The 25341-nt window shown below is 66.0% G+C and carries 23 protein-coding genes and 3 pseudogenes; 11 read left to right on the top strand and 15 right to left on the bottom strand.

The window, feature by feature from the left end:
* Nucleotides 1-39: 39 nt before the first annotated feature.
* Nucleotides 40-1164 carry an efflux RND transporter periplasmic adaptor subunit gene (locus tag ACO2RJ_RS11810; protein WP_423268200.1) on the top strand — a complete coding sequence of 375 codons (1125 nt, stop codon included), beginning with the start codon at nucleotides 40-42 and terminating at the stop codon, nucleotides 1162-1164.
* Nucleotides 1161-4388, top strand: coding sequence for an efflux RND transporter permease subunit (locus ACO2RJ_RS11805; protein WP_423268199.1), 3228 nt, complete (start codon nucleotides 1161-1163; stop codon nucleotides 4386-4388). Before ACO2RJ_RS11810 ends, ACO2RJ_RS11805 begins: the two co-directional genes overlap by 4 nt.
* Before the next feature lie 185 nt (nucleotides 4389-4573).
* On the opposite strand, the gene ACO2RJ_RS11800 is transcribed toward ACO2RJ_RS11805, so the two are convergent.
* Nucleotides 4574-5200, bottom strand: a complete 627-nt coding sequence (locus tag ACO2RJ_RS11800; RefSeq protein WP_423268198.1) for a site-specific integrase — start codon at nucleotides 5198-5200, stop codon at nucleotides 4574-4576.
* Nucleotides 5201-5413: 213 nt separating this feature from the next.
* On the opposite strand from ACO2RJ_RS11800, the gene ACO2RJ_RS11795 reads away from it, so the two are divergent.
* The gene (locus tag ACO2RJ_RS11795) at nucleotides 5414-6172 is read left to right on the top strand and encodes an SDR family oxidoreductase (protein ID WP_423268197.1); all 759 of its coding nucleotides are present in this window, start codon (nucleotides 5414-5416) and stop codon (nucleotides 6170-6172) included.
* A gap of 14 nt (nucleotides 6173-6186) precedes the next feature.
* The gene (locus tag ACO2RJ_RS11790; RefSeq protein ID WP_423268196.1) at nucleotides 6187-6627 is read left to right on the top strand and encodes a hypothetical protein; all 441 of its coding nucleotides are present in this window, start codon (nucleotides 6187-6189) and stop codon (nucleotides 6625-6627) included.
* A 7-nt stretch (nucleotides 6628-6634) separates the two neighbouring features.
* On the opposite strand, the gene ACO2RJ_RS11785 is transcribed toward ACO2RJ_RS11790, so the two are convergent.
* Nucleotides 6635-7537, bottom strand: coding sequence for a sigma-70 family RNA polymerase sigma factor (locus tag ACO2RJ_RS11785; RefSeq protein WP_423268195.1), 903 nt, complete (start codon nucleotides 7535-7537; stop codon nucleotides 6635-6637).
* Nucleotides 7524-7919: a hypothetical protein gene (locus ACO2RJ_RS11780; protein ID WP_423268194.1), complete on the bottom strand. Its 396-nt coding sequence runs from the start codon at nucleotides 7917-7919 to the stop codon at nucleotides 7524-7526. Before ACO2RJ_RS11780 ends, ACO2RJ_RS11785 begins: the two co-directional genes overlap by 14 nt.
* Nucleotides 7920-8259: 340 nt before the next feature.
* Here ACO2RJ_RS11780 and ACO2RJ_RS11775 point away from each other — a divergent pair, with 340 nt between their 5' ends.
* Nucleotides 8260-9177 (top strand): MBL fold metallo-hydrolase, encoded by a 918-nt coding sequence (locus tag ACO2RJ_RS11775; RefSeq protein ID WP_423268193.1) that lies wholly within the window; start codon nucleotides 8260-8262, stop codon nucleotides 9175-9177.
* Between the two features lie 252 nt (nucleotides 9178-9429).
* On the opposite strand, the gene ACO2RJ_RS11770 is transcribed toward ACO2RJ_RS11775, so the two are convergent.
* Entirely contained in the window at nucleotides 9430-9678 is a 249-nt protein-coding gene (locus ACO2RJ_RS11770; protein ID WP_423268192.1) for a hypothetical protein, read from the bottom strand.
* A 326-nt stretch (nucleotides 9679-10004) separates the two neighbouring features.
* Between ACO2RJ_RS11770 and ACO2RJ_RS11765 the strand changes: the two genes are divergently transcribed.
* Nucleotides 10005-11258 (top strand): MFS transporter, encoded by a 1254-nt coding sequence (locus ACO2RJ_RS11765; protein WP_423268191.1) that lies wholly within the window; start codon nucleotides 10005-10007, stop codon nucleotides 11256-11258.
* A 9-nt stretch (nucleotides 11259-11267) separates the two neighbouring features.
* Here ACO2RJ_RS11765 and ACO2RJ_RS11760 read toward each other — a convergent pair whose 3' ends face one another.
* The 8 genes from ACO2RJ_RS11760 to ACO2RJ_RS11725 form a co-directional block, all read right to left on the bottom strand.
* Nucleotides 11268-12353, bottom strand: a complete 1086-nt coding sequence (locus tag ACO2RJ_RS11760) for a mandelate racemase/muconate lactonizing enzyme family protein (protein ID WP_423268190.1) — start codon at nucleotides 12351-12353, stop codon at nucleotides 11268-11270.
* Nucleotides 12346-13869: a tripartite tricarboxylate transporter permease gene (locus ACO2RJ_RS11755; protein ID WP_423268189.1), complete on the bottom strand. Its 1524-nt coding sequence runs from the start codon at nucleotides 13867-13869 to the stop codon at nucleotides 12346-12348. Before ACO2RJ_RS11755 ends, ACO2RJ_RS11760 begins: the two co-directional genes overlap by 8 nt.
* A gap of 2 nt (nucleotides 13870-13871) precedes the next feature.
* Nucleotides 13872-14435, bottom strand: a complete 564-nt coding sequence (locus ACO2RJ_RS11750) for a tripartite tricarboxylate transporter TctB family protein (RefSeq protein ID WP_423268188.1) — start codon at nucleotides 14433-14435, stop codon at nucleotides 13872-13874.
* A gap of 39 nt (nucleotides 14436-14474) precedes the next feature.
* A complete protein-coding gene (locus ACO2RJ_RS11745) occupies nucleotides 14475-15413 on the bottom strand; it encodes a tripartite tricarboxylate transporter substrate binding protein (RefSeq protein WP_423268187.1) in 939 nt (312 codons plus the stop codon).
* Between the two features lie 84 nt (nucleotides 15414-15497).
* A complete protein-coding gene (locus ACO2RJ_RS11740) occupies nucleotides 15498-15827 on the bottom strand; it encodes a Rieske (2Fe-2S) protein (protein WP_423268186.1) in 330 nt (109 codons plus the stop codon).
* Nucleotides 15811-16854 (bottom strand): 2Fe-2S iron-sulfur cluster-binding protein, encoded by a 1044-nt coding sequence (locus tag ACO2RJ_RS11735; RefSeq protein WP_423268185.1) that lies wholly within the window; start codon nucleotides 16852-16854, stop codon nucleotides 15811-15813. The genes ACO2RJ_RS11740 and ACO2RJ_RS11735 overlap by 17 nt, the downstream gene beginning before the upstream one ends.
* Nucleotides 16851-17216 carry a Rieske (2Fe-2S) protein gene (locus ACO2RJ_RS11730; RefSeq protein ID WP_423268184.1) on the bottom strand — a complete coding sequence of 122 codons (366 nt, stop codon included), beginning with the start codon at nucleotides 17214-17216 and terminating at the stop codon, nucleotides 16851-16853. The genes ACO2RJ_RS11735 and ACO2RJ_RS11730 overlap by 4 nt, the downstream gene beginning before the upstream one ends.
* 4 nt (nucleotides 17217-17220) lie before the next feature.
* Entirely contained in the window at nucleotides 17221-18300 is a 1080-nt protein-coding gene (locus ACO2RJ_RS11725) for an amidohydrolase family protein (protein WP_423268183.1), read from the bottom strand.
* Nucleotides 18301-18509: 209 nt separating this feature from the next.
* Between ACO2RJ_RS11725 and ACO2RJ_RS11720 the strand changes: the two genes are divergently transcribed.
* Nucleotides 18510-19319 (top strand): IclR family transcriptional regulator, encoded by an 810-nt coding sequence (locus ACO2RJ_RS11720; protein WP_423268182.1) that lies wholly within the window; start codon nucleotides 18510-18512, stop codon nucleotides 19317-19319.
* A 231-nt stretch (nucleotides 19320-19550) separates the two neighbouring features.
* On the opposite strand, the gene ACO2RJ_RS11715 is transcribed toward ACO2RJ_RS11720, so the two are convergent.
* Complete coding sequence (locus ACO2RJ_RS11715) at nucleotides 19551-19676, bottom strand: hypothetical protein (RefSeq protein ID WP_423268181.1); 126 nt, start codon at nucleotides 19674-19676, stop codon at nucleotides 19551-19553.
* A 94-nt stretch (nucleotides 19677-19770) separates the two neighbouring features.
* On the opposite strand from ACO2RJ_RS11715, the pseudogene ACO2RJ_RS11710 reads away from it, so the two are divergent.
* Nucleotides 19771-20039 (top strand): annotated as a pseudogene (locus ACO2RJ_RS11710) (molybdopterin dinucleotide binding domain-containing protein); the annotation flags it as partial.
* Between the two features lie 112 nt (nucleotides 20040-20151).
* Nucleotides 20152-20431: pseudogene (locus tag ACO2RJ_RS11705) on the top strand (formate dehydrogenase subunit delta).
* Between the two features lie 27 nt (nucleotides 20432-20458).
* On the opposite strand, the pseudogene ACO2RJ_RS11700 reads toward ACO2RJ_RS11705, so the two are convergent.
* Nucleotides 20459-20934 (bottom strand): annotated as a pseudogene (locus ACO2RJ_RS11700) (SAM-dependent methyltransferase).
* 141 nt (nucleotides 20935-21075) lie between these two features.
* Here ACO2RJ_RS11700 and ACO2RJ_RS11695 point away from each other — a divergent pair.
* A complete protein-coding gene (locus ACO2RJ_RS11695; RefSeq protein ID WP_423268180.1) occupies nucleotides 21076-23787 on the top strand; it encodes an SIR2 family protein in 2712 nt (903 codons plus the stop codon).
* On the opposite strand, the gene ACO2RJ_RS11690 is transcribed toward ACO2RJ_RS11695, so the two are convergent.
* Nucleotides 23750-24415 carry a hypothetical protein gene (locus tag ACO2RJ_RS11690; RefSeq protein WP_423268179.1) on the bottom strand — a complete coding sequence of 222 codons (666 nt, stop codon included), beginning with the start codon at nucleotides 24413-24415 and terminating at the stop codon, nucleotides 23750-23752. The two genes, ACO2RJ_RS11695 and ACO2RJ_RS11690, sit on opposite strands and share 38 nt — an antisense overlap.
* Here ACO2RJ_RS11690 and ACO2RJ_RS11685 point away from each other — a divergent pair.
* Nucleotides 24407-25255: a hypothetical protein gene (locus ACO2RJ_RS11685; protein ID WP_423268178.1), complete on the top strand. Its 849-nt coding sequence runs from the start codon at nucleotides 24407-24409 to the stop codon at nucleotides 25253-25255. The genes ACO2RJ_RS11690 and ACO2RJ_RS11685 overlap by 9 nt on opposite strands.
* The last annotated feature ends 86 nt before the right edge of the window (nucleotides 25256-25341 follow it).

Genomic DNA, 25341 nt, shown 5'->3' with positions numbered 1-25341 from the left:
GAGGATCCCAAGATGCCCCCTTTGGAATGCACGCGAGCGATGGCTCTGCTCCTCCTGTTGGCGCTGACCGGCTGCCAGGACGATAGCGCGCAATCGTCCAAAGAACCCGCCGCGGTCGCGGTTGAGGTAACCCCGGTCCTCTTCGAACCTCTTTCGCAGTGGGACGAATTCAATGGCCGCATCGAGGCCGTGGACGCTGTGTCCATCCGGCCTCGCGTGACCGGCTACGTCGAACGCGTTTCATTCAAGGAGGGCGACGAAGTCGCCAAAGGTGATCCGCTCTTCGTGATCGATCAACGTCCCTACCGGGCGGCTCTCGAGAGCGCGGAGGCAAGGCTCGATCGGGCGTGTGCTGCGGTGACGCTAGCAAACTCGCGGAATCAGCGGGCCCAAACGCTTGTGAAGAGCAACACCGTTTCGGTCGAAACGGCGGACACAAGAGAGGCGGAGCGCCTGCAAAGCGTCGCCGATGTCCGCGAGGCCGAGGCGGCTGTTGTCACGGCCAAGCTAAATCTCGAATTCACGGAGGTCAGAGCGCCTGTAAGCGGGAGAGCCGGACGCGCTCTTCTGTCCGTTGGCAACCTGGCGAGGGCCGACCAGTCGGAGCTGACGTCCGTTGTGTCTCAAGACCCGGTCTACGTTTACTTCAATCCCGACGAGCATTCGTTCCTGCGCTACCAAAGGCAGCTTGGCGCCGCACTCCGCGACCGAGCGAGCGCCATGGTGGGCGTCGGGCTCATCGATGAAACCGGATATCCGCGCACCGGCGCGCTCGACTATTTAAACAATGCGTTCGACTCGTCGACCGGCACGGTCAGGGTGCGGGCGATCCTTCCTAACAAGGATCGCGTGCTGACGCCTGGCTTGTTCGCAAGGGTCAGGATGTCGAACGGCGCCCAGACGCCGACGATGCTGATCGACGAGCGATCCGTCCTCACCGATCAGGATCGCAAGTACGTCTACGTGCTCGATCAGGGGAACAAGGCAATCAGGAAGGACATCGTCGTCGGTCGCAGGATCGACGGCGTGCAGGTAGTGACGTCCGGACTGGCGCGGGGCGACAAGGTCGTCCGTGGAGGCCTCTCCCGGATCTTCTACTCCGGCGTCGCTGTGTCGCCGACCGAAGCGTCGCTCGGCTCGGCCAGCAAGGGGGCGGGCTCGTGAAGATCTCCAGTTTTTTCATCGACCGGCCGATCTTTGCGATCGTTTTGTCGATCCTGGTTCTCATGGCCGGTGCGCTTGCCGCACCTTTTCTGCCTGTCGGCGAATATCCTGAGGTCGTTCCCCCAAGCGTAGTGGTCAGGGCGACCTATCCCGGCGCGAACCCGAAAGAAATTGCAGAGTCGGTCGCGACGCCCTTGGAGGAGGCGATCAACGGAGTTGAGGGCATCATGTACATGCGCTCGGTGTCGGGTTCCGACGGCAGTCTGCAGGTCATCGTCACCTTCACCGCGGACGTCGATCCCGACACCGCGGCGGTGCGCGTGCAGAACAGGGTGAGTCAGGCGCTCTCCCGCTTGCCCGACCAAGTCCGGCAGTTCGGCGTGACGACCCAGAAGCAATCGCCGACGCCGCTGATGTATGTGAGCCTCTTCTCGCCGGACAACCGCTACGACTCACTTTACCTGCGCAATTATCTGCTCCTGAACATCAAAGATGAGCTCTCTCGACTGCGCGGCATCGGCGACGTCGGCCTGTACGGCGCGGGCGACTACGCCATGCGGATCTGGCTTGACCCGAATAAGCTCGCCGCGCGCGGGCTGACCGCCGGCGACGTAGTCGCCGCGGTCAGGGATCAGAATGTACAGGTCTCGGCAGGGCAGCTTGGCGCTGAACCCTCGCCGACCTCGACCAACTTCCTGATTTCCATCAACGTCCGCGGACGCCTCGAAGGCGAGGGCGAATACGCTGCGATAGTCCTGAAGACGGGACCTGACGGAGAGCTGGTGCGCCTGTCCGATGTCGCCCGAGTGGAGCTCGGCGCCGGCGACTACACGATGCGCGTGTTCCAGAACGAGCAGAACGGAACGACCGTCGGCATCTTCCTGTCTCCTGGAGCCAACGCGCTCGGGGTCGCTGCTGCGGTCTATGGAAAACTCGACGAGCTCTCCAAGTCGTTCCCGCCGGGGATCACGTATCGTGCGGTGTGGGATCCAACGGTCTTTGTGCGCGAATCGATTTCCGCCGTCCAACACACTTTGATCGAGGCGGTCATCCTCGTCGTAATCGTGGTGATCTTGTTTCTTCAGACGTGGCGAGCGTCGATCATTCCACTGATCGCGGTGCCGGTCTCGATCGTGGGAACCTTCGCATTTCTCTATCTGCTCGGGTACTCGATCAACACTTTGACACTGTTCGGCCTTGTGCTTGCGATCGGCATCGTCGTCGACGACGCGATCGTCGTGGTGGAGAACGTCGAGCGCTACATAGAGCAAGGCCTGACGCCCAAGGCGGCCGCCCACAAGGCGATGCACGAGGTTTCGGGGCCGATCATCGCGATCGCCATGGTTTTGTGCGCCGTCTTCGTTCCCATGACGTTCCTGTCCGGCGTAACCGGCCAGTTCTACAAGCAGTTCGCCGTGACAATCGCGATCTCGACCGTGATCTCTGCGGTCAACTCGCTCACGCTTTCTCCCGCGCTCGCGGCGAAGCTGCTCAAAGGCCATCACGCGCCGAAAGATTGGCTGGGGCGCACCATCGAAGGCGCCTTCGGTTGGCTGTTCCGTCCGTTCAACAGGTTCTTTGATGGAGCCTCGAACCTCTACCAGTCCGGAATAGGCAAGTCCTTCCGCGGGCTGGGGCGCGGCGCGGCCTTCGCCGTCTATGTCGGCGTCTTGGGTGGAGCCGGAGCGCTCTTCCAGGCCGTCCCTGGCGGGTTCATTCCCACGCAGGACAAGCTCTACCTGTTTTCCGGCGCAAAGCTTCCCGAAGGAGCGTCGCTCGCGCGAACAGAGGCGGTGACCCGGCGGATGGGAGATATCGCAAGGTCGGTCGAAGGAGTGGACTTCGTTCCCGCATACGCAGGGTTGAATGCCCTGCAATCCGTGAACACACCTAACACTACGACCTCGTACATCATCCTCAAGCCGTTCGGCGAACGCCGGCGGAGCGCGCAAGAGATCGCTGCGGAGCTCTCGGCCAAGTTCGCTCAGATCAAGGATGGGTATGCGTACGCCCTGCTGCCGCCGCCTATTCAGGGGCTCGGCAACGGCTCGGGATATTCTCTCTACATCAAGGACAGGGCGAACCTCGGTTACGGGGCGCTGCAGAAGGCCGTCAACGCGTTCCAGGCCGAGATCGCGAAGACTCCGGGCATGGGTTATCCGGTTAGCTCATTTCAGGCCAACATTCCGCAGCTCGAAGTGAAGATCGACCGAGAAAAAACGAAGGCGCAGGGCGTCGCGTTGTCTGACCTGTTCGAAGCACTCCAAGTCTACCTCGGTTCAGTTTATATCAACGACTTTAATCTGTTTGGACGCGTCTATCGAGTGATGGCCCAGAGCGAGGCCGATTTCCGGCAGAGAGCGGAGGATGTCGGAAAACTTCAAACCCGGAACGCGACAGGCGAGATGGTGCCGATCGCATCCTTCGTGACGATCAAGCAGAGCTACGGCCCGGATCCGGTCGTTCGGTACAACGGGTTCCCTGCCGCGGATGTCATCGGCGACGCTGATCCGAAAGTCTTCTCATCCTCCCAGGTGCTCAAGAAGCTCGGGGAGATTGCTGCGAAGACCCTCCCGCGCGGCATGGAGCTCGAATGGACGGACTTGAGCTACCAGCAGGCCACGCAGGGCAACGCCGCGATCATCGTGTTCCCGCTCGCCGTGGTGCTGGTCTTCCTCGTGCTGGCCTCGCTCTATGAAAGCTGGTCCTTGCCGTTAGCCGTGATCTTGATCGTGCCGACTTGCATCTTTGCGGCCTTGCTAGGCGTCTGGTCGACAGGCGGGGACAACAACATCTTCGTCCAGGTCGGCCTGGTCGTTCTGATGGGGCTCGCCTGCAAGAACGCCATCCTGATCGTCGAGTTCGCGCGTGAACTCGAGATGGACGGACGAACGCCGATTACTGCCGCTCTCGAGGCCTGCCGACTTAGGTTGCGGCCGATCGTGATGACCTCAGTGGCGTTCATCGCGGGGGCTGTGCCGCTTCTTGTCGGAGAAGGCGCTGGCAGCGAAGTCCGATTTGCGACCGGCGTCGCCGTGTTCGCCGGTATGTTGGGCGTCACCCTGTTCGGGCTGTTTCTGACGCCGACTTTCTACGTCGTTCTCCGGAGCGCTTCGGCGAAAGCCGGCCTGCCTTCGTCAGCCGAAATCGGGAAGTTTGGCCAGGACCGCCACAGAGCGGGCTCGCTGGGGGCATCTCCGACGGCAGAGCACCAGAGGATCTGATTTTGCCAGGACGCCGCTAAGCGGACCTCAACAACGTCCGCTATGGGTCAGCGGCAGCTCGCGCCGCCGCTGACATGAACGCTCTTCGCCGCGTCGTAGCGTCTGGAAGTTGACCTTGGCTGCGCTGGCGATTGTCGCCGGCGTAGTCTCTGTCACCAGCGGCGTTGTCGAGCCGTCGCCAAGCTTCAAAGCTCGAGCTGCTCGGACAGCGCGAGAGCGTCGTCTACCTCGACGCCAAGGTAGCGAACCGTGCTCTCAAGCTTCCCGTGACCCAGGAGCAACTGGCACGCTCTTAGGTTCCCGGTCTTCTTGTAGATCAGCGACACCTTTGTGCGCCGCAGGCTGTGCGTGCCGTAAGCAGACGGCTCGAGGTCGATCATCCGGACCCATTTGTCGACCAGCCGAGCATATTGGCGCGTGCCTATGTGCTGGCCCGGAGCGCTTCGGCTCGGGAAGAGCCAGTCGTCCGGACGCCCACCTCTCACGCGAAGCCATGCCGCGAGCGCGTCTCTCGCAGGCTCGGTGATTTCGAACGGGACAGGTCGGCCGGTCTTCTGCTGAATGACCGTGGACCTGACGCGGACCGATCCGCCCATGGCGACGTCGCTGATCCGGAGCTTGACCAAGTCGCACCCGCGCAGCTTCGCGTCGAGGGCGCAGTTGAACATCGCAAGGTCGCGGACTTGAACGTTCGTCTTCAACTGCTGGCGGATCGCCCAGATGTGCTTCGGCTTCAACGGCGCTTTCGGGCCGATGAGCCGACCAGCGTTCCATGGCTTCTGAGGTAAGCGGAACAAGTCGGGCTGGCGCATAGCCTCCTCCTAGAGGCTGCCCCTCAAAGGCAATCCTACACCCGGAACCGTTCGGGGAGCGCCAGTTGCAGACATGGGCTGATCTGCGGCTCCGGTTCAAGCCGTCCTGCTGGCTGAACCGCAACATTCGCCGCCGCCCATGTCACATCGCCTATGAGCTCGCTCGTCATGTCGTCGGAAGCCCTGGTGGGCGCGAGACAGATGGAGCGTGACATGAAGATCGTCGTCATCGGCGGGACCGGCCTGATCGGATCCCAGGTCGCCGCCAAACTGAAGGTCGCGGGACATGAGGTCGTCGCCGCCTCACCGAATACGGGCGTCAACGCGGTGACGGGCGAAGGGCTCGCCGTGGCGCTGAAGGGCGCGAGCGTCGTGGTCGACGTCGCTAACTCCCCGTCCTTTGCAGACGACGCCGTGCTCGACTTCTTTGTCCGCGCGGGCCGCAACCTCGCAGCAGCCGAGAAGGGCGCGGGCGTATCGCACCACGTCGCCCTGTCGGTGGTCGGGACCGAGCGCCTGCTCGACAGCGGTTACTTCCGGGCGAAGCTCGCGCAGGAAGAGTCGATCGCCTCGTCCGGCATCCCCTGGACGCTGGTGCGCGCGACCCAGTTCTTCGAGTTCGCGGGCGCGATCGCCGGGGCCGCGACCATCGACGGCGTGACGCGCGCGACCTCGCGCGCGATCCAGCCGGTCGCTTCGGCGGACGTCGCGGCGCTCGTGGCGGAGGCCGCGCTGGCGGCGCCGCTGAACGGAATGGTCGAGATCGCGGGGCCGGAGAAGATGCCGGTCGCCGAGCTCGTGAGGCGCTACTTCGAGTCCATCGGCGAGCCGAAGGACGTGCTGGCCGATGACGCGGCCGGGTATTTCGGCACGATCATCGACGACCGTTCGCTGACGCCCGACGCGGGGGCGCGCATTTCAGAGAAGCGGTTCGGCGACTGGCTCGCCGCCCAGCCCAAGCGCGCGGTCTGAGGGAGCCGGCGCCGATGGACGCGGCCTACATCTCGGCGCTCGCAGCTCTTGCAGGCTCGGCCATCGGCGCGCTTGCGTCCTTCGCCACCACATGGCTGACCCAGCACGCCCAGGAGCGCGCCACCTTGCTGGTGCAGGACCGTGCGCGCCGGGAAGCGCTCTACGGCGAGTTCATCCGGGAGGCGTCGACGCTGTTCGGCGACGCCTTCCGGCACGAACTCGACGATCCGGCCAAGCTTGTGAACCTCTACGCCATCGTCAACAAGATCCGCCTGTTCGGCGAACCCGAGACGCTCGCGGAGGCCGAGCGCGTCATGAGGCGCATCGGCGAGACCTACTTCTCGCCGAACAAGGACCTTTCGGCCTTCGCAGACATCCGACACGCGGGCGATCTCGACCCGCTCTGCGAGTTTTCGAACGCATGCCGCGCGGAACTCGCGATCGCGCGGCGGTGACAAATTCCTAGTGGGTCGTCGGCGAGGTTGCGGCGCCGCCGCCAAAGCGCTCCACCAGACGCTCAAGCTTGTCCGGGTTGCGCGTGAAGTAGATCCCGACGATCAACCCGTTCTCAATCTCGAGCGCGACAGTCTGGAACGCGTCGCCCGGCTCGAGGCTGAAATACCCCGGCAGGCCATCGATCCAGAGGTCCTGCAGCTTGCGCGCCTGCTGGATCCACGACTTGCGCGCTACGCCCTCGAACATGCGCGACACGCGCTCGATGCCGACAATGGGACGTGGGAAGGCGTGCGCCTTGCCGCCCCCATCGGAGTGCACGACGACCGAGTCCGCCAGCATCGCCCGAAGCGCCGCGACGTCGCCGGACGTGGACGCCTCGAAGAACGCCTTCGCGATTCTCGTGCCTTCCTCCCGATCGAGAGGGAAGCGCGGCTTGGCCGCCTGCACATGCTTCCTGGCGCGCGAGGCAAGCTGTCGGACGGCCGAGGCCTCGCGGTCGAGCGTTGCGGCGATCTCGTCAAGCGGCACGCCGAACACGTCGTGGAGAATGAACGCCGCCCGCTCGAGCGGCGACAGCCGCTCGAGCGCCAGCATCAGGGTCAGCGTGATGTCGTCGCCGAGGTCGTCCTCGGGCGTCGTGGCGAGCGGTTCCGGCAGCCAGGTTCCGAAATAGGTCTCGCGCTGGACGCGGGCGGACTTCATGACGTCGAGGCACAGCCGTGTGACGGTCCGCGAGAGGAACGCCCCAGGCGAGGCCACCTCCGAATGGTCGACCTGCCGCCAGCGGATCCAGGCGTCCTGCACCACGTCCTCCGCCTCGCCGAGCGAACCGAGCATCCGGTACGCCAGGCGGACGAGGCGCGGCCGCTCCGCCTCAAAAGCGCCTGTCGGCTCGTCAGCGGTCAGCATGGCGCGCCGACCAGACCGTGAGCGCGACGGCGAGGAGCGCAGGCGTCGTCACCGCCGGAAAGTCCCTCGCCAGCGCGTCGGGCCCGCATATCCCAACAGCGACTTCCCAGAAGTGGAACAGCGCGTGGCCCGACAGCCAGACCGCGCCGGCGCCCCATAGCAATGTGCGGACCTCGCACCGCGCCGCGCCCAGAGCGAAGGCGGAACCGAGAAAGACAAAGATTAGCCCGATGTCGCGAAGGAAGTGCTGGTTGAACGGGCCCGTCGTGGTGACGCCCGGTATCGCGAAGTACCACGCCTGCGGATCCGCGAGCATGTACAGGCCATTTGCCGCGAGGCCGGCGCCGAACACGAGAGCGAACGTCAAAATCGCCTTGGTCATGAAGATGTCCCCAAACGGATTGTTCGGGGCTGTGACGAGCGGGCGTCGCCGCATGTGACATCGGGCGGGAGAAATATGCTCGAACGCCCTTTCGCGGCGAAAGGCGGGCACGACCGAGACCTTCAAGACACCTCCCCCGGACAATGGCGACGGCGCGCCGAGGCGATTTACCTCCAGCATGTCACATCCCCGCCGGGCCGCTCGTCTTCCTTTCGCGACGTCCGAACTCCGGCGTCGAGCACCGGAAGCGAAATCCGCGGCGGCCGCGCTGAAGAACGCTCAGCCGTAAGTCGCCGCTTTCGCTTCCGCCATGACGATCAAATCTCGGAAGGAAGCAGAAATGGATATCGGATCTCCTGTCCGGGCTCCTCTTGCGAAGCCCAATGAACTGGTGCCGTCACGCTACGCCGTGCGCGTCGGCGAGATCGAGGTGCTGGTGATCAGCGACGGGGTGTTGCCGCTCCCCACCGCAATGCTGGGGCACAACGCCGTCCCGGCCGACCGGACCGCTTGGCTCGACGAGATGTTCCTGCCACGGGAGGCGTTCGACTGGTCGCTCAACGTGGTCGTGGTTCATAGCGGCGACCAGGCGATCCTCATCGACGCGGGTCTCGGCTTCGACCCGGACCTCAACCTGCCACGCGCCGGGCAACTGATCATGCGACTGGAGGCCGCCGGCATCGATCTGGCGTCCGTGACCGACGTGGTGCTGACCCACATGCACATGGATCACGTCGGCGGTCTTCTCGTCGACGGGGTGAAGGAAGCGCTGCGTCCGGACCTGCGGATCCACGTCGCGGCCGCCGAGGTCGCGTTCTGGGAAGCGCCGGACTTTTCCCTCACCTCCATGCCGCAAGGGTTCCCGGACGCGCTGAGGTCCGCCGCGAAGCGGTTCGCGACCGCATACCGTAACCAGCTGCGGACGTTCGAGGACGAGCATGAGGTGGCGCCCGGAGTTGTGGTCCAGCGCACCGGCGGCCACACCCCCGGACACAGCATCGTTCGCGTCGCCTCCGGCGGCGACCGGCTGACATTCGCCGGCGACGCCGTGTTCACGGTCGGGTTCGATCATCCCGATTGGCACAACGGCTTCGAGCACGACCCGGAGGAGGCCGCTCGCGTCAGAGTCAGGCTTCTGCGAGAGCTTGCAGCGACCGGCGAACTGCTGGTCGCGACCCACCTCCCGTTTCCGTCGGTCGGACGGGTCGCGGTCGAGGGCGAAACGTTCCGCTGGGTGCCGGCGTACTGGGACTTCTGATCTCAAGGCGGGGTGAGGCATCGGATCTGGGACGCGCCCCACCTTGTGCGTGTGCGCCCCAAGTCCTCAGGCGTGTCCGCCGTTCCGCGCCAGGAGCGGAAATTGGCTTCGCGCCAGAAAGCGGACCTTCGGCCAACCGTCTGGGCCAGCGCTGACCAGCGCTCTGGCGCGGCGGCTGGATTTACTCACGACGGCGATGGTGGTGCGGAATCGGGACGATGTCGGCACCGCTCTCCCCGCCCATTGATCCCCCTACCAAGGTGATCCCGCGAGCATTCCGCCAACCTCGAGGCTCGCCTCGGTCGGCCTCAGCGACCCAACGCGCCACCAGGACCCCGGGCCTGCCGGCCGCTCCAACCTCAGGCGCATCTGGCCGAAAGTCACCTCGACCGTCGCGCCTTCATCCGGCCAGTCGCCGCTGAACAGCTGGACATAGACATCATAGGCCGGCGCGACCCCCAGCCAGATCTCACTGTCTCCGTCGCGGGCGGCGTCTAACAATCGCCGCTCCAGGTCAGGTACTGGCGCGCCCGGTCGTCGTCGGAAGCGCCATACCCGACGCGGGTGCGCGGCCAGTGGGCATCGCGCGCGGCAACGTGGAGGTCCAGAACCCCGCCAGTCTCCCAGTTCATCGCGGCGCGTGAACCTGAGGTGCGGCGCTTAGCAGTCCAGCAGCGCAGGCGAGTTCTGCAGCGCCATGATCTTGTAGCGACCACGTCGCGGGCGCCGGCCCCCTTGGGGACTCTCGCCGCACTTGCCGATCAAGACGGAGGCCTATACGCAATAACGGAATACTACGTTTCGTTTTTGATGAGCGGGCGGGCGTCATGGGTCATCCAACCAGGCCAGTCTCCGAGCGGCCTGACGCCGAAAGCGCGCGCTCCGATCTGCTCGCGCCAGCCGTCATCATCATGACGGTGAGCCAGGCCGTAGTGGTCGTCGCTTCCCTGGCAGCCCCCGTGCTCGCCAAGACAGCGTCGGAGCGCTACGGCGTAGAAGGCGCGCTGATCGGCGGATACACGGCGCTGATCTTCGCCGCCGCCATCCCGGCCGCATTGATCTGCCCGGCCTTCGTCGGCCGCTGGGGGCCCACCCGCTGTGCCCAGGCGTCCCTCCTACTCGCCGCCCTCGGGCTTCTGTTCGCCTGCATTCCCTCGATCTACGCGCTCGCGCCCTCGGCGCTCGCCATCGGCTTTGCGTATGGTCCGGCGAACCCCGCGAGTTCGGCCCTGCTGCGCCGTGTGACGCCGCCCCGCCTGCGGTCGAAGGTGTTTTCCCTGAAGCAGGTCAGCGTGCCGCTCGGCGGGTTCGCGGTGGGGCTCGCCTCCCCCTGGCTGCTGCATCGCGTCGGATGGTCGGGCGCGCTCGCCGTGCTGGCGGGTCTGGCCGTCATGACGGCGATCGCGATCCAGCCATGGCGGCGATCGCTCGACGCCGCGCGGAGCGACGTCCCCGAACGCGGCTTCCTGGCAGGATTGTACGCCCCCCTGCGGCTGATCTTTGGTCGCGCCGACCTGGCCCGCCTTGCGCTGACATCCTGCGGCTTCGCCGCGATGCAGTTCACCTTCGGCGCGGTCTGCGTTGTGATGCTCGTTGACCGTGGCGGCTTCAGCCTGGCGGGCGCCGGCGCCGTGCTGTCGACCGCAATGGCGTTCAGCATCGTGCTTCGGATCGCGTCTGGCTTCGCTGCCGACAGCATCGGCGGGCGCGCGACGCTGGCGATCTTCGGGGTCGTGATGGCGCTTGGGGCCTGGTGCTTCGCCGCGATGGAGCCGAGCTGGCCGGGCCCGCTTTCGGCGCTCGCGGCGGTCGTCCTCGGAACCGCCTGCTTCAGCTGGAACGGCGTCTATCTCGCCGAGGTCGCGTCCGTCACCGACGCCGCGACAGTCGCCGACGCCACCGCCGGCTGCATGACGATGACGTTCCTGGGAGGGCTTGCGGGGCCGGCGTTCTTCTCCGCCGTCGCGCTCGCGTCCGGCGGAGCCGGCAAGGCCTTCAGCTGCTTCGCCGTCATCGTGCTCGTGGCGTCCGCGAGCCTCGTCTGGGCCGGCCGCCGGCCCAGACAGGCGCCGGCGGAATGAACGCGCCGCTCAGGCGAACGCTGGCTCCGTGACGGAGTGCTCGGCGATGGCGTCCATGTCCAGCTCCGGCCAGTAGTTCGCCGGGATCACGACGGCGCCGCGCTCCATCCGCAGCGGATTGCGGGTGACCGGCCGCATCGGCTTCAGGAAACCGTTCATCTCGCCCGCCGTGTCGATGCGGGAATGCGCCACGCAGGCCTCCATCCAGCATCCGATGTCGGTCGCGACCCCGTTGCCGAGCACCGGTTCGAGGTCAAGCTCGCGCGTCCGGGTGATGCCGGCGAGCAGGGCGTCCAGGCTGCCGAACTTCATCAATTTGAGCTTGACGAACTGCGCGACGCCCAGCGTGGCGGTGCGCTCTACGTCGCTCAGGTCATAGATCTGCTCGTCGAGCATCAGCGGCAGGTGTGAAGGCTTCGCGGCGTCCGCGACCGCGCAGGCGGCCGGCCAGTCATCCTTCGAGCAGGCCTGCTCGAAGAAGGCGAGGTCACGCGGATCGACCCGGGCCGCAAAGGCCCGTCCGGCGTCGACGTCGTAGCCCTGGTTGGCGTCCACCGTGAGGCGCGCGCGGCCGGCGGCCAGCCGCTGGATCAGGGCCACGCGGGCGAGATCGGGCTCGAGGTCGAAGCCGACCTTGATCTTGAAGGTCCGATATCCCGCCGCGAGGCTCGCCTCGATCTCGCGTTCGAGCGTCGGCTCATCCTCGCCGTGGAGGATCTTGAGCAAGGGCACGCGGCGCTCGACGTCGGAGCGCAGCACGGGATGTGCCAGCGCCATTTCGGCGGCCGAACGGAAGGCGGTGACGGTGAAGGGCGCCTCGGCGAGGCTCGCCTTCGTCCGTCGCCACAGCTCGTCGACGGTGCGGCCTTCGAGATCCTCGGCGATCGCGCCGGCGAGCCGCCACGCGCCCTCGATCGTCTCCTCGGTGTAGCCGGTCAGCACCGTCGCGTCGCCGACCCCGAGCGCGCCGTCGATCCTGAGCGTCACCAGGATGGTGCAGAAGGCGTCGACCGGCCCGAAGGCGAGCTTGTAGGGCTCGCGCAGCGGCAGCCGCAGCAGGTGGAGGCGCAGGTCTTCGATGCGGGCGTCACGCATGGGTCACGACTTTCGGGGCGTTCGCCGCGCGGCGGCGCGTGAGCCAGCCGGACAGCAGGGGCAGAAGGACGGCGAGCAGCGTCAGCCCGATGATGGAGCCGCTGATCGGCCGGCTGAAGAAGGTGGTCCAGTCCCCGCCAGAGGAGATCATCGCGGTCATGAAGTTGGATTCCGCGATCGGCCCAAGGATGACGCCCAGCACCAGCGGCGCGATCGGGAACTTGTACTTCTCCATGAAGAACCCAAGGACGCCGAACGCGACGATCACCCAGAGGTCCGCGACGTTGTTGCGGGCCGCGAACGCGCCGAGGAAACAGAACATCACCACGAAGGCGCTGACGACGGCTTCGGGGAAGTCGAGCACCTTCACGAGGCCCCGCGCGGCGACGTAACCGATCACGCACATCCCGATCACGGCGGCGAAGACTGATGCGAAGATGGTGTAGATCAGCGGGCCGGAGTTGAAGAACACGTTCGGCCCCGGCTGTACGCCGTGCAGCAGGAACGCGCCCATGATGATCGCGGTCGCGCCGCTGCCGGGAATCCCCATGGTGAGCAGCGGCACCATGGCGCCGCCGACCGACGCGGTGGCGGCGGTCTGGGGCGCGACGATGCCCTCCGGGATGCCGGTGCCGAGCAGGGCGCGTCGCTTGCCGAACTGCGACTCCATCCCGTAGCTCAGGAACGACGCGATCGTGGCGCCGGCGCCGGGCACAAGACCGGTCACGAAGCCGAGGACCGACGACCGGGCGAACACGCCTTTCATCGCGACGATCTCCTTCAGCGTCGGGATCTCGGTGCTGGCGCGGCCCGAGGTGTCGATCTTGACCGCCGTGGCGCCCTGGTGGATGCGCGTGAGGATCTCGGCAAGGCCATAAACGCCCACCATGACCGCGAGATATTCGATCCCGTCGGAGAAAATCGGCACGCCGAAGGTAAAGCGGTCGACGCCGTAGGTCGTGTCGAGGCCGACCACTGCAAGAAACAGTCCGATCGTCAACGAGACCAGCGACGCCGGCAGCGAGCCCGCGCCGAGGCAGATCACGCTAGCGAGTCCGAACAGGATGATTGCGAAATACTCGTGCGAGGACAGCATCAGCGCGACGTTTGCGATCGGATGGGCGATCAGCACCATCGCAAGCGCCGCGACGAGGCCGCCGCCGAGAGCCGAAACCAGCGTCCAGCCGAGCGCGAGGGACGGCTGGCCCTTCCGGGCCATCGTGTGCCCGTCCCAGAGCAGCGGCACGTCGAGCGGCTCCCCCGGGATCTTGAAAAGGATCGAGGTGAACGCCCCGCCATAAGTGCCCGCGACGTACATGGCGGTGAGCAGGATCACGGCTGGCAGGATGCCCAGCCCGTAGGTGAACGGCAGCGCCAGCACCACGCCCATCACGAGCGTCAGGCCGGGCAGGACGCCGGCGAGCAGCCCCATGACGAGGCCGAGGAAAAGCACCCCGAGATGGATCGGGGTGAAGAGGGCGAGGACGCCCTCGCCGATCAGAGCGAACGTGTCCATGCTCAGCGCACTCCGAACAGCGACATCGCCACGTGCGTCAGATCGGCGAACGGGCCGACGCCCAGTGGGAGCGACAAATAGACGACACGCTGGAAGAGGAAGAACAGGATGGCGGCGCCCACGACGGCGATGACCGCCGCCGTCCCGGGTTTGCGGTAGCCGCCGATCCACATCTGCGCGAACAGCGTGACCGCGGTGAGGGCTAGGAAACCGGTCCACTCGATCACGAGCGGGAAGACGAGCAGGAGCCCGACAGCGGCAAGCAGGCGCGCCGTGCTCGGACGCGCCGTCTCGCCGGCCTCAACCTCCGCGCCGTCCGGCGCGGAGGTGAGCTGGTCGCGCAGCGAGCCGTCGCCCGGAGCGCCGAGCAGGGCCTGCAACGCGCCGAGCGCCGCGGCCCCAAGCATCACCAAGAGGATCATCTTGGGCCACAGATCGGGACCAGCCCGATCGCCGCTCATCGACAGGTCGAGATCCTGCGTGAGCGTCCAGAGCCAGACCGCCGCCGCGAAGGCGGCGAGGTACGGGGCTGCGGCGCGCAGTCTCCAGAGCGAAAGAGAAGACATCGATGACCTCGCTGGGACGTTCGGGTGACTTGGACGCCGTCAGAGGACGGCGCGCAGCCTTGCGAGATCGGTCTCCATGAAGGCCATAGCGTCCGCCGGAGCGCGGTAGCTGTCCGGGGCCGCCCAGAGCTCCTTGAGGTAGGCCGCGTATTCCGGCGAGGCGCAGGCGTCCTTCACCCGCTCGGTCAGCACCTTGACGATCTCCGGATCGGTGCCGCCCTTGACGACGACCCCGCGGTACTGGTCGAGCACGAAGTCGACGCCGACCGCCTTGCTGACCGGCACGCTCGGGAAGTTCGGGTCGGTCTCGACGGCGAGGATCAGGGCCGTCTTGATCTGGCCGCCGTCGATGAAGCTGCGGACGTCGCCCGTCTGTTCGAACAGCACGTCGACATGGCCGCCGAGCAGCGCGGAATAGCGTTCGCCGGGCTTCTGGAACGGCACAGCATTGAAGCGGTTGCCGCGGCGCTTGAAGAAGTTGACGGCGGCCTCCTCGGGGGTGCCGAGACCAGAGACGGCGACCTTCAGGTCACGCTTGCGGGATTCCGCGTCGATATCGTCCCAGCTCTTCAGCGGTCCGTCGGCGCGCAGGAACAGCGCCGAATGCTGCTGCGTCAGCAGAGCGATCGGCGAGAGGTCGCCGAGCGACCATTTCGGCTTGGTCATCGCGAGCAGACCGACCGTGTCGGCGGCGAGCAGGCAGAGCGTGTAGCCGTCCGCGGGCGCGGTCAGCATCTTGTTCAGGCCGCTCGACCCGGTGCCGCCGGGCAGGTTCACGATCGGGATCGAGACGCCGAGCCGCGGCTCGAGGATCGCGGCCAGCTTTCGGGCCGTCTGGTCCGAGCCGCCGCCGGCGCCCCAGGGCACCACGAACTCGACCGGCCGGGTCGGATAGCTCTTCTGCGCGAAGGCAGGGCACGCGGAAGCGGCGGCCAGCGCCACGCCCCCCATTGTGAAGGCCCGTCGATTCACCAGCATCGTTTCCTCCTTGATCGGGCCGCGGTCTCGTTATCGAGACTCGTTTGACACCCGCCTTCTCCCCAGATCCGCCGACGGCGGCTGTTAGTCGTCCATGCGCACCAGAATCTGCCCATCGACCTCCCGGATCTCGAACACCCGCAGAGGCAGCTCCGCCAGTCCGACCGGCGACCCGTCGTTCAGGTCCCACTGCCAGAAATGCAGCGGGCATGTCAGCAGCCGGCCCTGGACGATCCCGTCGCACAGGGGACTGTCCTGATGCGGGCAGTCGGCCGCGCAGGCGAATACGCGTCCCTCGGCGCCGACGAGCAGCACCAATTCGCCGTTCTCGAGCTCCACCTCCCGGCGATCGCCGTCGGCGATGTCGGCGCGCGCGCCGGCGGCCTGCCAGGGGGCGTCAACCGAAGCGGTCAAAACGAATCTCCGTCGGAAGCGCCTTCTGGCCCATGACGAGGCCGCGCGTGGTCGCGTCGACCATCGGCGGCGGTCCGGCGACGAAATAGATCGGCGCCCGCTCCGCCGCCGCGCCCGCTCGCGCGAGAGCGACGTCGTGGACCAGGCCGGCGGCGAATTCCAGGTGCGGGTAGCGGACGCGCAGCGCGTCATCCGCGGCCTCATCCGAGAAGGCGACGTGGACGGTCAGCCCGCCGCGGCTCGCGGCCGCCGCCTCGTCGAGTTCGTCCAGCAGATAGGAAGCGGCGGGCGAGCGCAGCCCGAAAACAAGCTCGCTCGGGTGCCGATCGTAGTGGCCGCAGCGGCCGGCCTGATCGAGGATGCTGAGCATGCCGGCGATGCCGGAGCCGCCGGCGACCGCCACGAACGGTCTCTCCTCCTCAGGCCGGAACACCGAGCGGCCGAGCGGCCCGAACAGCTCCACCTGGCGCGGCGCGAAGGTCGGCCCGAACAGCTCGGAGGAAAATCCGCCGCCCGGAAAATTGCGGATGAGGAACGTCAGCCGCCGCTCGTCCGGCTGATGGCGCGTCATCGAATAGGCGCGCGCACCGGGCACTCCGGGAATCTCGAGCAGCGCGAACTGTCCTGCGCGGTAGCGGACCGGGCGGTCGATCTCGACCTCGAACCGAGCGACGTCGGCGGTGAGCAGCGCGACGCGCCGCAGTTCGCCGGCGAGCTTGGCGGGCAGCGTTTCCGGCGGCGTTCCGAACCGGTCGCGGAACCGGAGTTCGACCGGAGACGCGCACGTCGTCTGGCAGGTCAGCACTTCGCCAGCCCGTCGCAGCGTCCTGCGGGCGGGAGCCTCGGGCCACAAGTCCTCGATCTCGCCGGACGCGCAGCTTGCCTTGCAGGTTCCGCAGGTGCCGGAGGCGCACTCGAACGGCAGCGCGACGCCGGCCCTCAGGCCCGCATGCAGGATGCGCTCGCCGGGATCGACGAAGAACGACGCTTGAGCGCCCGTCAGGTCGGTCGCGACGACGAGGCTCATGTCGACGCCACGACGTCGTCGCCCTCGATGGCCGCCTCGTAGAAACGCAGCCGCAGCGGGCCGGCCTGGGATTCCGGCGCGAGCGGGAGCCCGGTCCTGAGATCCCACTCGAAGCCGTGCCACGGGCAGCGCACCACCTCGCCGGGCCGTTCGATGGCGATCACATTGGGCTCGTCGGAGGTCGCGACGCCGGCGACGCAGCCGGCCGACAGGTTCGCGCCCTGATGCGGGCATCGCCCGGCGAAGACCCGCAGCGTTCCGCAGGGAAGCCGGGACGCCACCACTTCGGTGCGGCCGATCTTGCCGGCCACCAGATGTCCGCCCTCAAGATCGGCAGCCTTGCACACGACGTGCTTCGACATCGTCCTACTCCGCCGCGTCGCGGCTGACGACGCGCCGCTGCCCGGGAGCGCTCAGCCCATAGAAGTCGGCGGCGTTCTTCCAGAGGATCTTCTCGCGAAGATCGGCCGGCAGCGCGCGCGGGATCGCCATGTGGGGATCGTCGAAGTCGAAATGCGGGTAGTCGGTCGAGAACACCAGGATTTCGTCCGAACCCATCAGGTCGACGAGCTTCACCCACTGGTCGACGGTGATGTCCTCGGTCGGCTGGGTGGAGAGCCGCAGCCGCTCGCGGATGTGCTGGCTTGGCAGCTTCTTGATCCACGGCGCCTCGACGCGCCCCTGCCGGTACTCACGGTCCAGCCGCCACATGATGTGCGGCAGCCAGCTGAAGCCGCCCTCGAGGATCATGAACTTGAGGCGTGGATAGGCGTCGAACAGGCCGTTGACGACGAGGCTGATCACCTGCGGCATCAGCGAGATCGGGATCAGGGTGTGGCGCTCCATGTAATGGAGGCCCATGCCGTAGGGGCCTTGCGCCTGCGTGGTGTGATGGAACGCGACCATCAGGTCGTTGCGGTTCGCGGCCTCGAAGATCGGACGGTAGGTCGGGTCGCCATAGGCGATGTCGTCGACCACCGGAAGCATCACCTGCCGGACCTGCGGATGCGCGGCCATCCGGTCGATCTCAAGGGCCGCCGCGTTCGGATCGCGGGCGAATATCTGCACCGAGCCGATGAAGCGCTCGTCCTTCGACAGCCAATGTTCGGCGACGTAGTCGTTGTAGGCGGAGGCGAGCGCGTTCCCGAACCCGTACTGCATCTTGAGCATGGTCGGGTAGAAGTAACCCGTCAGCACCGCGTAGCTCAGATCGTAGGCGTCGAGGATCTGGTCGCGCATCTGGCCGTAGTCGGAGGCCGACGCCGAACCGTCCTTGCTGCGGACGTCGGCGCGGTTGCCGTTGCCGGGCGACGTGTAGGCGAAGGGCTGGCTGAATCCCCGCCAGGCGCCGCTGGCGATCATTCCGCGATAAGGCTCTGGGAGATACGGCACGAGATCCTTGATGGTCGCGAAACTCTCATGGACGTCGGTGTCGATGATCTTCATGCCCGCAGTCTCCCTTTCCGCCCGACGGCCTTCGCGTCCGGCACGGCCATCCTTGCTTGCCGGAATGAGTATCATAAAAATTGGAATGATACATATCAAAAAACGAAATGTGATGACAGCGTCGTCAAGGCTTGGCTCGCCATCGCGGCTGGCGGCGGATAGGTTGCGCTCGCGGAGGAGCGCATCCGCGCAAGCCATCCGAGCCGACGATGACGCCACCGCCTTCAGTGAAAGCCCTTGATCTGGACCTCGAGGACGCCCAGGACGGGCGCAACAGCGCAATCCAGAAAGCCGTCGCCATCATGGAGCGGCTGGTCTCGTCGGATCAGCCTCCGACGCTTGCCGAGCTCGCCGCGTCCCTCGGCATGCCGAAGCCCTCGGTGCACAGGCTCCTGACGCAGCTCGAGGACGTCGCCTTCGTGGCGCGCGATCTCGACGGCCGGTGCTACCGGCCGGGGCCGCGCTGGAAGCGCCTCGCCTCCGAGACCCTGGTCGCTGTCGGTCGCCAGCCGGCCATCCGCGAGATCATGAGCGAACTCGTCGGACGCGTGACCGAGTCCTGCAATCTCGCGATGCTTCAGGACGGCGAGATCGTCTACGTCGAACGCGTCGAATGCGAGTGGCCGCTGCGCGTCCAGCTTCAGGCGGGGTCACGCGTTCCCATTCACTGCACCTCGTCGGGCAAGCTTCTCGTCGCCTGGATGGACCCGGCGCGACGGGAGCGTTTCGTGCGGTCGCTGCAGCTCAAGCGGCATACGCCGAACACGATCGTCGACGCCGACCAACTGCTCGAGGAATGCGCCCGCATCCGGCAGGATGGCGTCTCACTCAACCGCGAGGAGCACCATCTCGGCCTGATTGGCGTCGCCGTCCCGGTGCTGCGTGGCGACGGGGGAGCGGCGGCGGCGCTTGCGATCCACGCGCCTGTGTTCCGGATGTCGATCGAGACCGCGCGCGGCATGGTTCCGTATCTGACGGACGCCGCCCGCAAGATCGCCGAGGAGGCCGCTCTGGTCTAACGGCGTCTCGCCGGGGCCCCGGCAGACGGTCACGCGCCGGTTGGCGGCCGGTACCCTGCGGTCCGCGCCGCCTGCGCCGCGATGTCCGCGACCAGCGCGTCGAGCGCGTCTTCGGGCAACGTCACAATGCTGGCGAGGCAATAGGTCTCCCAGCCGATCGGCAGGAACGCTAGGCCGAACCGTTCCGCCGCGCTGCGCGCCGCCAGACCCGCGTCGGTGACGAAAAGCTCCTCAAGCGGGGTCGCGCCCGGAGACGAGCTGAACCGGATGGGCCAGATCGAGGATGGAGCGCAGCACGACGGTCTTCTTGCCGGTGAACTCATAGATCAGGCCGGAGCCCGCAAGCATCGCGCGCAACGCCCCCTCGGGATCGTGCGCGCCGAAGACAGGGCGGCTTCGCGCCGTGAGGCGAGCGCCGCCCGGCTTAACGACCTGGACGCCGGTCGCGGCGGTGACCCTGCACAGCCGCGCGGGCGAGACGTCGCTGCGCGTCCTGATCACGGACCGGGTCGCGCCGGGCGTCGTCTACACGACGTTCCACCACCCGAACACGCAGGCGAACGTCATCACGACGGACTTCTTGGACTGGGCCACCAACTGCCCGAGTACAAGGTGACGGCCGTCCAGGTCGCGCCCTCCAATGGGCCGAGCGCCTGGCAGGAGGAGTACGAGGAGCACTCGAGGCTGAGCCGCCGGATCACCGCCGAGGCGGCCGAGTAGCCCGGCTCGAGGCGCCGGCGTCGTTGACCAAAAAGAGGATCGATTCATGAGCCTGCAGCCCGGGGCGCACGGCGTGGCCGACGCCGGAGAGCACGCTCACAAGTCGACGCTGATGCGGCTCGTCTACATGGCGAACCAGATCGGCTCGTTCTTCCGGTCGCAGCCGCCCCGGGAAGGCGGTCCCGGGCATCGTCGACCACATCCAGCATTTCTGGGGCCCGCGGATGCGCTCCGAGATCTTCGCCCATGTCGGCAGGGGCGGCGACGGGCTGCAGCCCCCGGTGCTCGAGGCGCTGACGATCCTGAAGAAGGCGGCCGAGGGGAAGATCGCCACCAAGGGCGAGGCCAAGAAGGTCGTTACGCCCGTGCCGCGCACCGGGTCGTCGGCTTAGGGCGGATAGACGCCGGAGGGTCGGCGTTCAGACGCCGCCGTCCGCAAGACCGCTCTTCGGCGGCGCCAGCGGCGTGAAGGCGCAGCGGTCCGGCTTGAGGTTGATCAGCGGCGTACCGTTCAGGCAGTCGAGGCCACGCGCCAGTACGGTCGCACCCTCGATCGCGACGAAGCGCACGAGCGAGATCCCGATCGGGTTCGGCCGGACGGGCGAGCGCAGCGAGAAGGTCCCGCGCGTCGCGCCGTCATTGGCCGGGCTTTGCCGCACCAGGTCGCGACGCGCCTGATTAAGCTAGTAAAGCACTCCAGCCGCTCGTAGAGCTCGACGCCCGCGAGCGCCGCCACCCACGGCTCGAAGATCTCTATGCGGCAGATCGGGCCGTCCTGCCGGCCTTGGCGGGGACAGTCGAGCCGGGACGTCCAGGGCGTGCGGATGCGGCCGATGAAGACGATCCCCGCATCGCTGGCGGGTGGAGGCTCGACCGCCACCTCTCCGGGCCGGATGTCGTCGCGGTGACCGCCTCGTCCTCGGTCATGACGTAGCGGGCCCGGTGCTCGGCGACCGCACTTTGCGCCCTGTTTAAAATGCAGCTCCGCGCTACGTGCTGAGACCTTCCTGATGAGGCGCTTTCCAGCAGATTTGCTTTGGCAGCGGATCGAACCTCGCCAGGGCGAGTGGCCGGCCGAGTTGGTACCATCCACGGGGCCATCCGCTCCGCGGCTATGATCCCCGCGGCGGACCCTTGTGGACACCGCCCAAATCGTACTTGTTATGTTCGCATAATCAATTATCGTCGGCGAATGGCCCAGTCGGACAGCGTGGCTCTGCTCTGTTCCCTCCTGCAACCGAGCAATGACGCGCGGCCGACATTGCTGCTCGGCGCCGGCGCATCGTTCTCGTCTGGCGTTCCTTTGGCGGCCGAGAGCGTCAAGCGACTGGCCAAGACCGCCTATGCCGATCGCGTGCTGGGCGGAAAGACGCTTCCCGAACAGATCAAGGTCTCGGAATGGCTGACCTGGCTTCAGGAGCAGCCCTGGTTCATGCGTGGCGACGATCGGCTGGCGGAGAATTTTCCGCTCGTCGTCGAGCACCTTCTCAGACCGGCCGCCTATCGCAGACGCGTCCTGCTCGAACTTGTCTCGCCTAGCCAGAAAATTGGGGATGGGTATCGCGCGCTGGCCGAGATGACGCTGCGCGGCCTAACTGGAATTGTCCTGACGACCAATTTCGATATCTGCCTGCCGAAGGCGCTCAACGACAAGAAGCCTCACATCAAGCACGTCGCCGAAGTCAACCGCGCGCCGAACGACTTGGCCGAATTCTCGCTCTACGCCCGGGCGCTGATCGTTTGGCTGCACGGCAAAGCCGAGCAATACTCCGATCGGAATCTCGTAAGCGAGACCCAGACGCTCGATCCAAAGCTGGTCCAGACCCTCGTGCCGTTGCTGGATTCGACGCCGCTGATCGTCGCCGGCTACCGCGGAGCCGAACCGTCGATCATGACCTCGCTGCTGGGCCCCAGCGCAGACATCGCGTTCAGGCACGGCGTCTACTGGAGCCTTCGAAAGGGAGAGACGCCCCACGCCAATGTCGAGGCGCTCAGAACGCGGCTGGGACCGAATTTCCAGTACCTGGAGATCGATAGCTTCGACGCGCTGTTCAGCGAACTCAACCGGGAACTGGCCGGCGTGCAACGGTTTGCGCCCGCCGACGTGGCGGCGCCAAAACAGTTCGACGATCAGATCGTCGCTGGCGCGACCTGGGCCGACGTCGACGCGGACCTCGCGCTGAAAACCTTGCGGGTCTACTGCGGCACGCTCGGACGTGGCGTCATCGACGCCAAGGACTTGAAGCCACTGATGCGCGAGCTCGGCCTGCTGGCGACCGACGGAGCCTCCGAGCGACCGAGCGTCGGATGCATCCTGCTGTTCGGCCGCGACACCGGACGGTTTTTCCCGCACGCGGTGATCTCGGCGACGATCGATGGAAAGAAGCGTCGAGTGTTTGGCGGAAACCTCGTCAGTCAGCACGCATCAGTGCTCGAGTGGTTCGAGCAGGAAAAGGTCAACCCCAGCCTCAAGGTCAAGGGTCGCCGGCGCCACCAGCAGCGCAACGCCTTTCCCGAACGCGCGCTGGTCGAGCTTCTCGTCAACATGATCGTCCACCGGGACTACGAGATCGAGAAAATCTCGACGATCGACGCGACGCCGTCCGACGCCGTGCGCTTCGCCAATCCAGGCGCGGCGCTGCCAGACGCCACCAGACGGCTCGCGCTGGACCAGGACGGCGCGTTCGAACCCGTCGCCCAGTTCAGCGATCTCCGCAATCGATCGCTGTGCGACATCTTTTTCGGAATGAACGCGATGGAGCGCGCCGGCACGGGGCTGACCGACGCGGTCGAACTGGCGGTCGAACAAGGCGGCAGCGCCGCTTTCGCCTATCCTCCGGGACAGGACAGTTTCGTCGCTAGGCTCTTCCAACCAGGATCGTCCGCCGGATCGGCGACGGTCGCACGCGACACCCGGCCAGTCGGCTCATATGTCATCAACCTGCTGCCATTCGCATCGACGCCGCGAAGCCTCACTCATGTTTTGCTGACCGTCCAAAACTGGAGCCAGTTCGCGCTGGCGGTCGATCTCGACAACGTCGGAACCTTCGTGTTCGAAGCGCGATCGGGAGACCTCTGGACCTTCGCCTCGACAGAGGAGGCCGACCAGATGTTCGGGCGCGTGGCGGCCGCGCCGGCTCGCGCCATTGCGCTCGCCGACGTCGAAGCCGATCGCGTGCTTCAGTCGAAATTCTCTTGGCTTATACGCCGCCATTTCGAGCGCTACCTCCAGGTCTTCGAGGGCAAAGGGCTCGTTATCGAAAAAGACAAGAGAGGCCGCCCGGCGCGACGCGCCTATTTCACCGCGCTCCGAGGCGACAACCGAACTCTCATCTACGACACGCCCAACAGGCGCAACGTGCGCCGGGACGTCGTCAAGCGTCGCGGCGACGGACAGGCCACGCATTTTGAATGCGAAGGGTTCGGCTATGAGGTGGTCCGGCAGGCGAATGTCTGGGGCGTGCGGATCAAGCCATTCTATATGTTCGCCAAACGCGACGGCGCCTCTCCGCTGCCAGGCTATCTCAGAACCCGAAAATCCGTCCGGCGGATCAAGTTCGACCGTAACGCTAATGTCGAAAGCGATCTGACTTTCTGGGCGCGGTTTCTCTCCGACGGTCGCGAAACGATCAACATCGGCCAGACGCATGTGGACGACCTTCTGCTGGAAGGCGGCTTCGTGACCGAGGACGTGCAGGAAGAAGGGCTTCTCAATGGGTTTGCCGCTCAAGATAAGCGTTCTGCCTGAGCCGGAGCTGGAATTTGCAAACGCCAGGCGCGACATCGATCCCCGCCGCGGATTGAGCGCTCACGGACCCGTAGACAATCGCGGGCTGCGCGCGATCCGGCTTGGTCTGGTCGGCCTGCCCGACGACGTCGAGGCCGCTCGCGCGTGGCTGACGCGACTGCAGAAGTTCACGCCAGCACGCGAAGGCAATTCCAATCGCTTCCGCGACTGGCCAGGCGCCTTCAAGGCGCTCAATTGCGATTTCTCCATTCCCGACCAGTTCGTCCGCCTGATCGAACCCGAAAACTATTCGCTGCTTTTGAAAGCCGTGCTGGCCGGCCGGGGCTTCGACGAACTCGTCGAGCTGTTCGACGGCCGGATTAGCAGCCTCTATGGCGACGACGGACCTGATTGCGTCGTGGTCTGCATCAAGCCGGAGCTCGGAGATCTGCGTGTCGCCAATCCAAGCCTGACGACGGAAGAACGCCGCGCGCTCGAGGTGCTTCGCGCCGAAGAGGAAAGCGACCAGCTCGCGCTTTTCCAGCCATCGCCGGAGGAGCTGAAGGCGGCCGAGGCGCTCTACACGATGGCCGACGACCTGCTGTTTCGCACCTTCTATCGAGCGGTCAAAGCGCGGGCCATGACGCATGACGACGCCGTGCCGATCCAGATCTTGCGTCGCGATACGATCGACAGGCCAGACGACAAGGGCCAAAGCCACGCGACCCGACTCTGGAACCTCGCCTCGTCGCTTTACTACAAATCGCGCGGCATCCCGTGGCGGCCCACGGATCTGCCGAAGAATGTCTGTTTCGTCGGCGTCTCGTTCCACCATATGAAGAAGCGCAGCGGCCATCTCGTCTATGCCAGCGTCGCGCAGTCATACTCAACCGATGTGGAGCCGTTCGCGCTGAAGGGCGCAAACGTCGATCGCGACCAGAGGCGGGATCGCCAGCCCTATCTCGACAAGGCGCAGGCCCATGGACTGCTTGAGGACGTGCTGAGGCAGTATCACGACCGCGCGGGCGTGATGCCCGACCGGGTCGTGATCCACAAAACGACCGAATATCAGCCGGAGGAGCTGGAGGGTTTCCGCAAAGCCGCCAGCGACGTTGTTCCAGCGATCGATTTCGTCTGGATGCGGTCGACCGCGTTCCGAATGGTGCGCAAAGGCGCCGAAGAGCCATGGCGCGGAACGCTCTGCCGGCTGCAAGAACAATCCTATCTCTTCACCGGCGGCTTCGTTCCGTGGTGGAACGAGTATCCGGGAATGCATATCCCGGCACCCATGGAGATCGGCGGAGCTGACGTGACCGACATCGTCGAGCGCTCAAAGGAGATCTTGACGCTCACGAAAATGAACTGGAATTCGAGTGACGGCATAGCTCGCTATCCGGTCACGATCCTGTTCGCCAAGCGCGTCGGGGAGTTGATGAGCGAATTCTCTGAGAACTTCGTTCCAAAGCCGTCATTTCGGTTCTACGTCTGAGATGGTTGCTCACCGACCTCGGCTTAGTCATCAGGAATGTGAGCGCGATTAGCGGGCGCGCTTGATGTCCGTTCAGGGTCAACAGC

It is taken from the genome of Hansschlegelia sp. KR7-227, from assembly GCF_049446035.1.
Classification (GTDB): Bacteria; Pseudomonadota; Alphaproteobacteria; order Rhizobiales; family Methylopilaceae; genus Methylopila.
The sequence above is the reverse complement of the archived record's forward strand: the minus strand, read 5'-3'. Positions and strand labels throughout refer to the sequence as shown.